The sequence below is a fragment of the Helicobacter ganmani genome (genome assembly GCF_003364315.1).
Lineage (GTDB): Bacteria > Campylobacterota > Campylobacteria > Campylobacterales > Helicobacteraceae > Helicobacter_D > Helicobacter_D ganmani.
Genome location: NZ_NXLS01000001.1, coordinates 262,193 through 276,840 on the forward strand (window position 1 = coordinate 262,193; position 14,648 = coordinate 276,840).

The 14,648-nt window shown below is 36.5% G+C and carries 13 protein-coding genes; 6 read left to right on the forward strand and 7 right to left on the reverse strand.

Annotation, left to right across the window (positions count from 1 at the left end; all coding sequences use genetic code 11):
• Positions 1-84: 84 nt before the first annotated feature.
• Positions 85-1,779, reverse strand: coding sequence for a glycosyltransferase (locus CQA43_RS01270; protein ID WP_115550795.1), 1,695 nt, complete (start codon positions 1,777-1,779; stop codon positions 85-87).
• A gap of 224 nt (positions 1,780-2,003) precedes the next feature.
• Between CQA43_RS01270 and CQA43_RS01275 the strand changes: the two genes are divergently transcribed.
• The 6 genes from CQA43_RS01275 to CQA43_RS01300 all read left to right on the forward strand — a co-directional run bounded on the left by CQA43_RS01275 (position 2,004) and on the right by CQA43_RS01300 (position 9,587).
• On the forward strand, positions 2,004-2,831 hold the full coding sequence (locus CQA43_RS01275) for a cysteine ABC transporter substrate-binding protein (protein ID WP_115550796.1): 828 nt from the start codon (positions 2,004-2,006) through the stop codon (positions 2,829-2,831).
• 149 nt (positions 2,832-2,980) lie between these two features.
• Entirely contained in the window at positions 2,981-6,475 is a 3,495-nt protein-coding gene (dnaE, locus tag CQA43_RS01280; protein ID WP_115550797.1) for a DNA polymerase III subunit alpha, read from the forward strand.
• Positions 6,463-6,825, forward strand: a complete 363-nt coding sequence (locus CQA43_RS01285) for an SUI1 family translation initiation factor (RefSeq protein ID WP_115550798.1) — start codon at positions 6,463-6,465, stop codon at positions 6,823-6,825. The genes dnaE and CQA43_RS01285 overlap by 13 nt, the downstream gene beginning before the upstream one ends.
• 1 nt (position 6,826) lies before the next feature.
• Positions 6,827-7,618 (forward strand): pseudouridine synthase, encoded by a 792-nt coding sequence (locus CQA43_RS01290; protein ID WP_115550799.1) that lies wholly within the window; start codon positions 6,827-6,829, stop codon positions 7,616-7,618.
• Complete coding sequence (locus tag CQA43_RS01295) at positions 7,615-8,460, forward strand: hypothetical protein (RefSeq protein WP_115550800.1); 846 nt, start codon at positions 7,615-7,617, stop codon at positions 8,458-8,460. The genes CQA43_RS01290 and CQA43_RS01295 overlap by 4 nt, the downstream gene beginning before the upstream one ends.
• The gene (locus CQA43_RS01300) at positions 8,433-9,587 is read left to right on the forward strand and encodes a DUF2972 domain-containing protein (protein WP_115550801.1); all 1,155 of its coding nucleotides are present in this window, start codon (positions 8,433-8,435) and stop codon (positions 9,585-9,587) included. Before CQA43_RS01295 ends, CQA43_RS01300 begins: the two co-directional genes overlap by 28 nt.
• Positions 9,588-9,779: 192 nt before the next feature.
• Here CQA43_RS01300 and CQA43_RS01305 read toward each other — a convergent pair whose 3' ends face one another.
• The 6 genes from CQA43_RS01305 to CQA43_RS01330 all read right to left on the reverse strand — a co-directional run bounded on the left by CQA43_RS01305 (position 9,780) and on the right by CQA43_RS01330 (position 14,643).
• Positions 9,780-10,259 carry a DUF411 domain-containing protein gene (locus CQA43_RS01305; protein ID WP_115550802.1) on the reverse strand — a complete coding sequence of 160 codons (480 nt, stop codon included), beginning with the start codon at positions 10,257-10,259 and terminating at the stop codon, positions 9,780-9,782.
• 214 nt (positions 10,260-10,473) lie between these two features.
• Entirely contained in the window at positions 10,474-11,385 is a 912-nt protein-coding gene (locus CQA43_RS01310) for a hypothetical protein (protein ID WP_115550803.1), read from the reverse strand.
• Between the two features lie 12 nt (positions 11,386-11,397).
• Positions 11,398-12,471 carry a chorismate synthase gene (aroC, locus tag CQA43_RS01315; RefSeq protein ID WP_115550804.1) on the reverse strand — a complete coding sequence of 358 codons (1,074 nt, stop codon included), beginning with the start codon at positions 12,469-12,471 and terminating at the stop codon, positions 11,398-11,400.
• A 9-nt stretch (positions 12,472-12,480) separates the two neighbouring features.
• Entirely contained in the window at positions 12,481-13,161 is a 681-nt protein-coding gene (rnc, locus tag CQA43_RS01320; protein ID WP_115550805.1) for a ribonuclease III, read from the reverse strand.
• 8 nt (positions 13,162-13,169) lie between these two features.
• On the reverse strand, positions 13,170-13,595 hold the full coding sequence (rnhA, locus tag CQA43_RS01325) for a ribonuclease HI (protein ID WP_115550806.1): 426 nt from the start codon (positions 13,593-13,595) through the stop codon (positions 13,170-13,172).
• Positions 13,570-14,643, reverse strand: coding sequence for a tetratricopeptide repeat protein (locus CQA43_RS01330; RefSeq protein ID WP_245944179.1), 1,074 nt, complete (start codon positions 14,641-14,643; stop codon positions 13,570-13,572). The genes rnhA and CQA43_RS01330 overlap by 26 nt, the downstream gene beginning before the upstream one ends.
• Positions 14,644-14,648: the final 5 nt, after the last annotated feature.

Sequence of the window (14,648 nt, forward strand, 5' to 3'; positions counted from 1 at the left end):
TCACATTTCATAGCAATCTACAATCTTACATAAAGTAAATTCGCTATGGAATCTTAACTCTTTTTCTTATGCTCCTCTTTTAACTTACGCACTTTGCGGATAAAGGTGAGAAATCCCCCCCCCCCCCGCAGAGATAGAAGTAAGGAATGCTTCTCCTAATTGGTAAGAGAAATAATTTTTGATTTTTAAGGCTTGCTTGTAGTCAGGATAGGATTCTAAAGGGGGAAGCTTTAAGCAAGGGTTGTTTGTGATTTTTTCTTGATATTGTTTTTGTTTGTTTTTGTGTTTTAGTATTGTCCATAGAATCTTAAAAGGGAGTTTTGAGATTCCAAAGAAAGATTTAGAATCTTTAAGGAGGATTTGTCCTAATTGGTAGCTAAGATGGGATTGGACACGAGAAGTAGCGGTAAAAAATGTTTCATATCTGCTAGATTCCCTATTCTCTTTAAATAAATGTTGATAAATCGGCATAAAACTCACCGATTTTAAAAATAAAAATTCTTGGATACACTCCTCTACATTTTTAAGATTCACATTTTTCATAAATACACATTGTTGTATCTGATTATTCTTATCTTTGATGATTCGCTGTTTTAATCCTGTTTTTTGTGCAATTTTTTGTAAAATAAGCAAAAATTCATCAAATTTTATTTCCTCTTTGCATCTTTGCACTACAAGTTGCAATTCACAAGAAATATCCCACTCACCATAATGATGTTTATACACAAAACAATAGAATATTTCTTTTATCAGCAAATGAGAATAAATTTCTACAACACCATTTAATTTGGGAGAAATATAAAGATAGGCAGAATCACCAAAAATCCTTTTTTCTAATCTCAAAATCAAAGGTGTCAAGTAATGCAAAGATAATAAAAATCCATATAGATTTCCTAGATTTTCTATTGGGAGATTGCTTTTTTTATATTCAAATTCCTTCGTTTGTTGTGAGATTCTCTCCCATTCTTTATGATTAACATACCACTCTCCAAAGAGTAAAGAACTAAAAGCAGAGGACCAAAATTTAGAACCACTCACTGCGTGAATAATAGCGACATCTTTAGAGCAATGAGGGCTATAAGGAGCAATATTCGCGACACGCAATGGAGCAAAACTTAAATGATATTCATAGGCAATAATTCCAAAGGGTATTTCATCACTCATTGCTACTTCCGATAAAACCCCCAAAGAATAACAACGACTAACAATCTTATAGCATTCTAACCTTAAAGGAATGGAAGTTTTTCTTAAAATATTCTTTGAGAAGCTAATAACACCGCCATTGGGTTTAGCTATTTCTTGTTCGTTAATCTCTGCAAAATTACTCAAATAAGCTTCTATTTGTTTTCTCTGTCCATTGCCCCATTTAAAGTCTGTATCTACTGCTAAAATATCTTCAATGGAATTTTGCACCAACACATCAGAATCAAGCCAAATCACATAATCATAATCCCGCAACAAATCAAAACAATAAAATTTCGCGTAAATATGATGCCCAAATCTTTTATCTTGTGCGATACATTCTGGTATTTCTTCATTTGTTGCACAACTAAACCCCCTTTCAAAATCCTCATAGCCAAAGGCAACAAAAGCGATTTTATCTCTCCAAATCAGAGAAATTTTATCCCTTTTCTCTTGTGGCATATCTGTATAAACAAAAACTCTATCAATCAAGGATTCATTGTATCTCTTAAGCCCGATTATCACATTTGCAATCGCGAAGTCTAACTTCTCATCTCCTGCTAAAACTATGGCGACTTTTTTATTTTGTAGATTCATTTTGTCCCTATTTAATGAAATTTAAATACAGATTCTATCATTTTCTTTGAGCAATTACCATAAAATACCCCCCCCCCCCGCAAAATCCAAGCTTAAAAATAGTTTTCAAAAATAAAACTTAAAAACAACAAATAAAGATTGAATTTAAAATATGGTTATGATTTTTAAGATTTTATTGTTAAAATTACACGCATTTTTTGCAAAATAATTTTCAAGGAAAATCAATGAACAAGTTTTCAAAACTATTTTTGACTTTAGCTTTTGGAGCATTGCTTGTAGGCTGCGGAAATAGTACAAGCACAGAAAAAGTGAGCAATGGTTTGGAATCCATTAAACAAAAAGGAATCATTACCATTGGAGTTTTCAGCGACAAACCACCTTTTGGTTTTGTGAATGATAAGGGCGAAAATGACGGATTTGATGTCGCAATCTCAAGACAAATCGCCAAAGACCTTTTAGGAGATGCCAACAAGGTAAAATTTGAATTGGTTGAAGCAGCAAGTCGCGTAGAATTTTTAAAAAGCGGCAAGGTAGATGTGATAATGGCAAACTTTACACAGACCAAAGAACGCGCAGAAGTAGTTGATTTTGCTACTCCTTATATGAAAGTTGCGCTTGGAGTTGTTTCCAAAGACGGCGCAATTCAAAGTATAGAAGACTTAAAAGGCAAAAAACTCATTATCAACAAAGGCACAACTGCGGACTTTTACTTTACTAAAAATCACCCAGAGATTGAGCTTTTAAAATACGACCAAAACACAGAAGCTTTCTTAGCTCTTAAAGACGGGAGAGGTGTAGCCTTAGCGCACGATAATCTACTAGTTTTTGCTTGGGCAAAAGAAAATCCAGAATTTAAAGTCGGAATCGGAAAATTAGGTGAAGAAGATGTTATCGCACCGGCAGTAAGAAAGGGGGATAAAGAGTTATTGGAATGGCTAAATTTAGAAATAAAAACACTCAACGAGAATGGTTTTATGAAAGAAGCTTACAATAAAACACTTGCTCCAATTTATGGTGAAAATCAAATAGAATCCGTGCTTTTTACCAAATAAAATTCTTTTTTCGTAAGAATCCAGCTTAAGATTCTTACGAGATTCTTAAACTTCAACTTTTTCACAACTCAAATATTCAAGTTAATCACTTTATTAGTAATAATAAGTTAAAATCACAATTCTATCCATACCAAATTTGAAGGCTTACAATGAGTCAAACGCCGAAATTTACGCATTTACATTTACATACAGAATATTCCTTGCTTGACGGATTAAATAAAATCAAAACTTTAGCAAAAAAAATTAAAGAATACGGAATGGAAAGCGTAGCAATCACGGACCACGGCAATATGTTTGGTGCGATTGAATTTTATAAGGCAATGAAAGCAGAGGGTATTAAGCCGATTCTAGGAATGGAAGCTTATTTGCACAATGCAGAGAATATTAGCGACAAAAATAATCAGCGATTCCATCTCTGCCTTTATGCCAAAAACCTAGAGGGCTACAAGAATCTAATGTATCTAAGCTCACAGGCTTGCTTGTATGGATTCCATATGAAACCGCGTATTAGCAAACAAATGTTAGCAGAACACAGCACGGGGCTCATTTGCAGTAGTGCGTGTCTCAATGGCGAAGTGCAGTGGCATTTAAACCTCAAAAAAGATGACAACAAAGGAAGAAAAGGCTATGAGCGCGCGAAAGAAGTCGCACTAGAATACAAAGAAATTTTTGGGGAAGATTTTTATTTAGAACTTATGCGGCACGGAATCCAAGAGCAGCAACTCATTGACAATCAACTCCTCAAATTATCCCAAGAAACAGGAATTAAAATCATTGCAACCAACGATACGCATTATACTTACCAAAGTGATTCCACAGCACAAGAAGTAGCCTTTTGTATCGGCTTTGGCAAGGATTTTAACGACCCCAATCGTATGCACCATACTGTGCAGGAGTTTTACATCAAAACACCTGCACAAATGGCGGAACTTTATGCGGATTTGCCAGAGGCTCTTGAAAATACACAAGAAATTGCGAATAAATGTGATTTAGAACTGCATTTAGGCGACCCCACGCCTCCTAGCTTTAAATTCACGCAAGAATACGCACAGGCTGAAGGATTAGATTTCACAAAAGATAGTGAATATTTTGCTTATAAATGTCGTCAAGGCTTAGAAAAACGACTTTTAAATGTGGAATCTAGCCGACATCAAGAGTATAGAGAAAGACTTGAACGCGAGATTGAAATTATCAACAAAATGAAATTTCCCGGCTATATGCTGATTGTTTGGGATTTCGTGCGCGCGGCAAAAGAACGTGGAATCCCAGTAGGTCCCGGTCGTGGAAGTGCAGCAGGAAGCTTGGTTGCATTTTGTTTAGAGATTACCAATATTGACCCGATGAAATACGATTTACTCTTTGAGCGATTCTTAAATCCCGAACGCGTAAGTATGCCAGATATTGATATGGACTTCTGCCAAAGCAGGCGCGAGGAAATTATTAATTATGTTACCGAAAAATATGGGCAACACAATGTAGCGCAAGTCGTTACTTTTGGTATGATGAAAGCTAAAGCGGTGATTCGTGATGTGGCACGCGTTATGGGAATGCCTTATGGAGACGCAGATACCTTTGCAAAACTAATTCCAAAAGAATTGGAAATCACCCTAGAGGAAGCCTACAACAAAGAACCAAAAATCGCGGAACTCCTTGCAAGTAGCCCACTTGCAAAAAAAGTGTGGGATTTTGCAATTATTTTAGAGGGCACAAAGCGGAATCCCGGCACACACGCGGCGGCTATCGTGATTGACTCTGAACAAGAACTATGGCACAAAGCCCCGCTTTATCGCTCTTTGCGTGATGGAATCGTTGTTACGCAATACTCTATGAAATTCCTTGAAGATGTGGATTTAATTAAATTTGACTTTTTGGGCTTAAAAACGCTGACTTTGATTGACAACGCCTTAAAACTCATCAAACAGAGATATAACAAAGACATAGACTTCCTAAGCGTAGATGTAGATGACAAAAAAGTCTATGAAACTTTGCAAAGTGGCAATACACTTGGCGTCTTTCAGATAGAATCTAGTATGTTTCAAGGGATTAACAAGCGTATGCGTCCAAGCACTTTTGAAGACATCATTGCTATCATTGCACTAGGGCGTCCTGGTCCTTTAGAATCAGGAATGGTGAGCGACTTTATTGATAGAAAGCACGGCAAAGCACCTATTGTTTATATGTTTCCAGAATTAGAGCCTATTTTGCGTCCTACTTATGGAACAATTGTATATCAAGAACAAGTAATGCAAATTGTGCAAAAAATTGGAGGGTTTAGTTTAGGAGAGGCGGATTTGATTCGTCGAGCAATGGGTAAAAAAGATGCAAAAATTATGGCAGACAATAAAAGCAAATTCTCCGAAGGTGCGGTTGCACAAGGATTTAATAGAGCCAAAGCGGAGGAATTATGGGAACTCATTGTTAAATTTGCAGGCTATGGATTTAACAAATCCCATTCTGCCGCTTATGCTATGGTAACTTTTGAAACTGCCTATTTAAAAACTTATTATCCTAAAGAGTTTATGGCGGCTCTCCTCACTTCAGAAAAAAACGATACAGACAAAATCGTAGAATACATTGAAGAAGCGAATCAAATGGGGATTAAGGTGCTTCCACCCAATATTCAAAAATCAGAACTAGAGTTTAGCGTTGCAGAAGTTAATGGAGAAAGCTGCATTTTGTTTGGACTTGGCGCAATCAAAGGAGCGGGAGAAGTTGCAATCAATATCATTTTAGACGAGCGCAAAAATAGTGGAGATTTTAAAGATTTAGAGGATTTCTTAGGGCGCATTGACCCACAAAAAGTAAATAAAAAGGCATTAGAATCTTTCATTAAAAGCGGTGCAATGGACGATTTCAACTACACGCGCAAATCCTTATTAGAACAAATAGAATCCCTAACCGAAGCCGCAAAAGCAGCACAAAATGCCAAAAAAGAAGCAGAAAATTCACTCTTTGGCAATGATGAAGAATTAGTAGGAGTGAATCTCAACTTAGAACATTACGAAGAATTTAGCCAAAAAGAAATTTTAGAATTTGAAAAAGAAAGCTTGGGATTCTATGCTTCTGGACATCCGCTAGATTCTTACAAAGAAATATTCAAATCTATACAATGCACTTCCACGAATCAAATCAAAGACATCGCCGAAAATAGCCGTATTTTGATTGCGGGCAAGATTGAGGATATTATCAAAAAATTTTCAAAAAATGGCAAACCTTATGGAATCTTAAAACTTCAAGATTTATATGGCAGTGTAGAATTAACAATCTTTGAACAAACCTTAAAGCAACTAGACAATATAGAAGACAAAGAAAAACCAATTGCAGTCAAATGCCTCGTGCAAGAACAAGATGAAACCAAAAAACTCAAAGCAGAAAAAGTTTTAACCTTAGAGGACGCAAAAAAAGAAAAGGTAGATTTTGTGATTCAAAAGGCAGATACTAGCGAACCTTTGATGCTTGTGCTAGATTTTCATACAGACACGGACATCTTGCGACTCTTAAAAGAAGCCGCACTGCGTCATCAAGGCAAACGCGAACTTAGAATTCTATTTAGAACCCAAACACAAGAGCTAGAAATGATTAGCGCATTATGCGTGCATAGTGAAATCAAAGAGGAATTTAAACAACTCCAATGGCAAAACTAAACTTTACCTTAGAAGCAAAATTTCAAGACACATTGGACACTTTATGTAAAAAATGCGGGGAGTTAAAAAGTGCGTGTGTTTGCAAAAGTAACCTTACCCTAAAAGAAAAGGATTCCTACCTTTTAGGTATTAATGAAGAAAAAGCCAGCGGCAAAGACATTACGCGTTGTGGAATCTTTTATGAGAGCAAAGAGGAAATGCAAAAGATTCTAAAAGAGGTAAAAAAACATTTTGCAAGCGGAGGAAAGCTAGAGGAAAAAGAAAGCGGAATCTCCCTTATTTTGCAAGGCAAACACAAAGAAAATCTCAAATCTTTTCTGAAAGAAAAAAATTTTAAATTTAAGAAATAAAATGCGACTCAATCAATACATTGCACACCATTCTAAATATTCAAGACGCGAGGCAGACAAACTGATTCTTGAGGGCAAAGTCAGCATAAAACACAAAGTTATCACAGACTTTGCTTACCAAGTGCAAGAGGGAGAAAAAATCTATCTCAACGACAAATTACTAAAGGCAAAAGAGGAATACACGATAATTGTTTATCACAAGCCAAAGGGCGAACTTGTAAGCAAAAAGGACGATAGGGGACGACGTGTCATTTTTGATTCCTTGCCTAAACGATTCGCACATTTTACGCCTGTGGGGCGACTAGACTTCACAAGCGAGGGCTTGCTTTTGCTTAGTGATAATGTCAAAGTTGCGCGCACCCTTATGGAAAGCAACTTAGAACGCGTGTATCTGCTTAAATTATCGGGCAAGATTCAAGAAAATGTGTTTGATGCAATGGAATCAGGATTAAGCCTAAGCGACGCAAGCGCAGGTGCGCATAGCAAAAGCAAGATAACGCGAATGGATTTTGCACCCTTTGCGGGCTATACTTGCATTAAAAATACCTCAAAATACTCCAAAATCAAAGTTGCAATCACAGAGGGAAAAAACCGAGAACTTCGCCGATTTTTTGCGCATTTTGGGTTAGAAGTGTTGGACTTGAAACGCATTGCTTATGGATTCGTGCATTTAAACAATCTTCCAAGCCAAAAGATAAGATTCCTAGAACGCAAAGAATACAATAAACTCCACGCATTCTTAAGAGAGATAGAATCCAAAAATCCACAAAATAAACCAAAGGAGACAAAATGAATCCCCATTCCACCAAAGATAGAATCCAAAACCACTTGGCTTATAAACTGGGGCTTTGTATGATTGCTTTTAATAAAATAGTGGGGGGGGGGCAAGATAAGCAAAATTCTTTAATCTTAAAAATTTTTTATTTTCCTAGCTTTCTTTTTAATCTTTTTAAAATTATCCAGCTTCACAAAGCCAAAAAACGCAAATATAACGAAATGATAGAAATTTTCCCATCTTTAAAATATCCTCCCTTGCAATCTTGTAAAGATTATCCAGAATCTTTATCTTATAAATACCATTTAGCTTATCTCTTAGGAGAATCTCTCTTGCAAACTAACAAAACTTGGTATAGGGGAAGTTATTTCACTCTCCACAAAAAGATTCAAAAAGCAAAAGAAAAATATCAAGAGATTTCATATATTACAAAAGAATTAAAAGCTTTTAACCAAAAACTCTATGAACAAATAGATATTATAGAGCTAGCAAATTCTAGTCAAGAAATCTATTCTTTATTGCAAACTTATAAAGATTATCCACCACTTCTCCAAACATTGTTTTTAAACTTTTCTTTTTTTATGCAATATCCTAATGAAATCTTGCAATGGCTTAACTCTAAAGAATTTAAAGAACAATATATTAAGACTAATCACCCTTATCCTCCTTTATTGAATCCTGATAGATTGAATGCAAAGAGAGAATCTAAAGAATGCAATGTAGAATCCCAAAGAGAGAATAGAGATTCTATCCAATCTTATCCTAACTTAAGTTATGAGAGTATCCCTGCGGAACTTGCTTGGGATTTGAATTTGCCATTGCCGAGGAATTATTGTGGAATATTGGTTTTTTTGGATTGAGCGGACATTTGGCACTACTTGCATTTCTTTATCAATGTGGTGCTTCTATCATTTCTCTATCCAACACAAGATACGCAAAAAAAGATTACTATGCCGCATATCAAACTTTATTAACAAATCACATCAATTTTTTAACGCATATAAATTATATGCAAGATAAAGAAAATAGAAAGCATATTTTCGCTTTAGCAGATGCTAAAGTTCCTGTGTTGATTAATCTTAGAGACCCAATTGGGAGATTAAAACACGGGATAAATCACGGCTGGTATAAAAGCAATCAATGGATTTATGAAATTAATCAACACAAAGAAGCATTAGATAGAGTAACTTACGGGGGACAGGATAAGCCACATTTGGATTTACTGGAAAGTGTTTTGAAAAATAAAAATATTGGAAATATAAGCATTTGGGAATATCATCAAACCATTCAAGAAATTAGAAATGCAAGCTCTATCCACTATCTTGATATGCAAGAAATCGTAGGCAAAAGAACTTTTGATACAATGACGCAATTATCTCAAGAGTTTAGATTCCCACTGCCCAAAGAGGAGGATAGGAAATTCTATGAAAGTAAAATCAATAATCAATACAGATATTTATTGCCCATAATTTTTAGGGTGAATGAAGAAATCAAGATTTTGGTGGAGCAAAGCACATATAACATAGAATTTATTTTGGGATTAAATTTAAGCTCTTCAATAGTTGGAGGATTCCTTGCGATAAATGATTACAATAAAAACGAATTATTAAATCATACATTCTCCATTTTGCAAGACAATATGGATATTATTTCTCAATTAAATTTAGATTCTCTTGGACTTCAGATAAAGATTCTTGCCGATAAAAAGCAATCACAAGAAATTGCATACCAAGCTAATCATTCCAATCTCAAAAACGACCTGCAACAATATCTTTTTGCCCTTAAAGAGAAAATTCAAAGTATTGAAACCAACAAAGTAACCGAATCTCAAGTGTTAGAATATTTAAAAGAACATAAAGATTTAAGAAAAATCTATCAAACTTATTTTGAGAAAGAGTTTGTGCATATCAAACAAGTGCGCCCCGATATTGTGGAATCTTGGAAATATTATCAAGAGTTTGAGAGAATGTGTGCAGAGTTGGATTAAATTGCTTATCTGTCATTGCGAAAAACAATACTACGAAGCGCACATCACGAAGTAATTTGCCCACGCTTGCAAATCCAAATCTTGCCCTTGATTTTAAGATTCCATTGTTAAAGTTAAAATTCTGCATTCCACAAGTGGAATCTCATAAAGACAAGGAAAAACCCTACAATACCAAGAAATCAAAGGTAATTTCTACTTCACATTTCCGCTTTTTAACTTTTTCTGACCCTTATAAATGCCAAAAACTTTATATCCACCCTCTTGCGTCATTAACACCACAGGATATTCCTCGTAAGTGCCCTGCTCCATTCCCGGACTTCCTTGTGGCATTCCGGGCGTAGAAACGCCTATCACATCTTTTGGCTGATTTTCCAACAACCATTCCACTGCATCAACAGGTACATGCCCTTCAATCGCATATTTCACACCATTTTTTTCTATTACACCCGTATGACAACTCTGGTATTTAGGGGCAATCTTAAAATCCTCCTTGATTTTCATAAACAACTCATCATCTTTATGAGATTGCACCAAAAAACCCTTTGTGTGCATATATTTTGCCCATTCCTCACAACAACCGCAAGTTGGGCTAGAATACATTTGAATTTCTTTTACAGAATCCCCAAAAAGTGCCATACTCACAAATGCTAGCAAACCTACAATTTTTCGCATATTTTTCCTTTTATCAAATGTTCGCATTATACAAAATCTCTACTTGATTTTACAATCTCTTATTTACGATTCTGTTGCTTCAAGGTTGATTTTTGTAACTTACGGATTGCTTTGCTACGCTCGCAATGGCAAATTGCAAAACTTTTAAGTCAAAATACAAAATCTCGCCCTTGATTTTGGGATTTCATAACCTAAAATCCCACCAATCAATATTTTACTTTAAAAATTTGCCAAACTCTTTCCACTTTGTCGGACGCTTCAAAATCTCTAAAGCGCGCGCTTGATGTGTTGTGCGCAAATGCAAAGAAGAATAGGATTTAAAATGCTCTAATACTTGATAACAAATAGAATCGCAAGAAAGTGCATAAGCCTTAGGAATACTCAAAATGCAGTTTTTAAAACTCACAAGATTTGCATTCTGATTTGCCGCCACCTCTAGTGCAATCGCAGGAATTCCACAAGCTAGAATCTCTCCCAAACTCTGCCCACAGGCGCAAATACAGAGGTCCATTCGTCTTATTAAATCCACCATTTCTTGCACGCATAAATCACGATAGAGTTTCGCGCCCAAAATTGTAGAATCCCTTGCAATACAATGCAAATTCAAATCAGGATAAGCCCTCTTAAATGCAACAATCAAAGGACTATTCAAGCCTAATATATCACTTCCGCCAAGAGTAATAAATACATTTTTCACTTCTTGCTTCAAAGGAATCGGTGGATTCTTTAATACCTGCACAAAAGGAGGCTGCAACAGACGATAATCACTTCCCAAAAACAACAAATGATGAGGATATTTTTCTCTATATTGAGCGACATTCACGCCGCTTGCATTGTTTAGCAAGATAGCCTTAGGATAATCTAAACGCAAAGTATCATCAAAAAACAAGCAAGTTTTTGCACAACGCACTACTTTTTCATAAGCCTCTAGGGGCAATACATACGAATCTATCGCGATTAAATCCCATAAAGTTTGATTTAAATTCTCTTCCAATTCCTGTGTATCTACTAGCTTTGCTTCAAATCCTAGTGATTCCAACTCTGCTTGCAAAGCCCGACAACGACTAATATGTCCTAATCCCACACCAAGCTTACCATCAGCAGCAATTAAAGCACTTTGAGCCACCCAAAAACACCTCTAAGAATAAATTTTTTGTAAATTTTCTAACTTGCTTGTCGCATTCAGCAAAAGCATATCCGCTAGAATCAGTGCGAGGCTAGATTCACAAACTACACTCCCACGCACCGCGATACAAGGGTCGTGTCTGCCCTTGATTTCGCATTGGACAACATTGCCTTGCATATCTTGTGTGCTTTGAGGCAAAAAAATGCTAGGCGTGGGCTTAAAATGCACTTTGAGTAGAATCTCTGCGCCATTGCTAATACCCCCCAAGATTCCACCACAATGATTGCTTACAAAACCCTCCGCATTCATCATATCATTGTTTTGAGAGCCTCTAAGTCTTGCCGATTTTACACCATTACCAATTTCTACGGCTTTGACACCATTTAATCCCAACATCAAAGCTCCAATTGCAGAATCTAGCTTATAATATAATGGCTCGCCCAATCCGCAGGGCACTCCACTTGCCTTAATCAAAGCTACGCCACCCAAGCTATCGTGTGCCTCTCTTGCTTGCAAAATTGCTTCTTTTTGAGCCGATTCTACTTGCTTATCTAGGGCAAAGATTTCGCTTTTTTGCGCATTTTGGAAGTCTATTGTTTCCCCCTTAATTTCTCCAATACTTAAAATTCCACTTTGAAAAACAATTCCAAAAGGCTTCAAAAGCATTTTCGCAATCGCGCCTGCTGCCACACGTGCGCTTGTTTCTCTTGCGCTACTGCGTCCTCCGCCACGATAATCTCGGATTCCGTATTTATGAAAATATGTCCAATCGGCGTGTCCTGGACGAAAGAGGTTTTTGATAGAATCATAATCCCTGCTCTTGTTGGCAGTGTTTTGGATAAAGAATCCCAAAGACGTTCCGGTTGTTTTGCCCTCAAAAACACCGCTTAGAATTTTTACCTCATCTGCCTCTTTTCTTTGCGTGGAATAAAGATTCTTTCCACCTGCACGTCTTTGCATTTCAAGCGCAAGAAACTCCTCTTCAATCTCCAATCCCGCTGGTAACCCGTCTATTACCGCGCCAATCCCCTCTCCGTGGCTCTCGCCAAAAGTCGTAACCCTAAGAGCCTGTCCAAAAGTATTCATTACCTATCCTTATAAACTTTTCTCTTGTTTTAAAATCTCTAATGCCATTTTGGCACAAATCTGTTGCGCTTCCTTTTTGCTTTTGCCCTTTGCCCTGGCATATTCCTTATCGTAAATCTGCACACTCATCAAAAATTCTTTATTATGGTCGGGTCCAAAGGAATCTAAAACAACATATTCTGGAGTGATTCCGAAGACTGCTTGTGTGAGTTCTTGCAAAGCAGTTTTATGGTCGTAAAACAGACTTTTTAAATCAATCTTTGGATAAACTTCCTCCAACAACAACAACATAATCTTGCGCACAGATTCTAATCCACTTTCTAAATAAATTGCGCCCATAACCGCCTCAAACGCATTAGAAAGAATAGAATCCTTGTCTCGCCCCTTATTTTGCTCTTCAGAAGAGGAGATATAAAGATACTCTCCCACATTTAAATAACGTGCCAATTTGGCAAATGCCTTTTCATTTACCATTGAAGCGCGCATTTTGGACAGCTCTCCCTCTGGAGAATGAGGAAACTTGCGGTATAAAAATTCTCCAACAATCAAATCCAAAACTGCATCGCCTAAAAACTCCAAACGCTCATTATGCGCACCTTTTTTGGCACTCTTATGTGTTAAGGCTTCTTTGAGTAAATTCTGATGCTTAAAGCAATAGCCTAAAGTTTGTTCAAAAAGTTGTAAATCCACACGAATCCTTAAATATTTTTAAATTTTAACGCCTCTTCTTTGGCGATTTTATCGCAGATTTCATTCTCAAGATGTCCGCTATGTCCCCTGACCCATTGCACTTCAATTTTATGCGGTTTAGAGACTTTCAAATAAAGCCGCCAAAGTTCTGGATTTTTGACATTTTTAAAGTCTCTCCTAATCCAATTTGGCAACCATTTACTTAAACCATCTAAAACATATTTAGAATCGCAAACAACTAAAACTTCACAAGGTTCTTTAAGAGCCTCTAAACCACGAATCAAAGCCGTTAGCTCCATTTGATTATTTGTCGCTCTCTGCGTCCCCCCACTTAAAATTTTCTCGTGCTCTCCATAACGCAAAATTCCACACCAACCGCCACTTCCCGGATTCCCCAAAGAAGAACCATCACAGAAAAGAGTAACGCGTTTCATCTTGTTTTTCCTTTAAAAACACAAAAGTTTTGAGCGTCAAAAGCTCTTCGCAATGTGGGCAATGCTCAAAAGTTAAAGGTGTAGTTGCCTTGCAAGATTTGCACTGATAGTTAAATCCCAAATCCCCTTGAAAACTCTTGTGCGTCCTTAAAAGACAAATCGTTTCTAATTCAAAAGTTTCTTTTTGCGAAAAACTAAGCGGCAAAATACCCTTTGCCTCAAAAATATCTTTCAAGATTCGGTTTTGCGGATTTGTGGGTATGCTTTGCAACTCCTTAATAAGAGATTGCGGAATCGCTTCACTTTTGAGATTCCATAATATATCTTGTAAATCTAGGAGAGTTTCTTTGGGGATTCGCATTAGCGATTCCCAAAAAAGTGCGGGATAAAAATCTTTCAAGAATCCTAAGACTAAACGCGCTAAAAGTGGCTCTTCACGCAAGATTATCAGTAATTTATGTGAGGTTTCCTCGCTTTTTTTCTGACTTGAAATTAAGATTTTTGTTTTCAAATAACGTCGATATAAGCCCATATCCCCTTGTAGTTCCTCCAAGCAGCCTAAAGCACTTAGCGCGTCTTTAAACAGACTTAATTTTTCGTAAGTTCTAATAAGAGACTTCAAAACCAAAGGATTCCGAGGAAAATAATGTAGAATCTCCAAATAAATTTCTTTAGCGCGTAGAGGAAATCCAGCCTTTTCATAAACCAACCCAAGTGATTCTAGAATCGGAACTTTATCCACAGGATTTTGAATAGAGTCTAAAAGTGCCACATACAAACGAATCGCTTTTTCGTAATTCGCGCTTTTTTGATACATTTTTGCCATAAAGAGCAACGAGGGTGTGGGATTGGGGCTTAGGGCTAAAAACTCTTGTGCTTCCTTATCAAAACCAATATAATCAAAGCTTTCTATAAATCTGCTCAAGGAATCTTGCTGTCTTTTGCCGATTAAATAATTCCAATAATACGCAAAAAGACTGACAAGTCCAATTAAAAAGATAAATATCATAATACCAAAAAGCGGGTCGCGATACTCAATACTTTCCAAAAAAT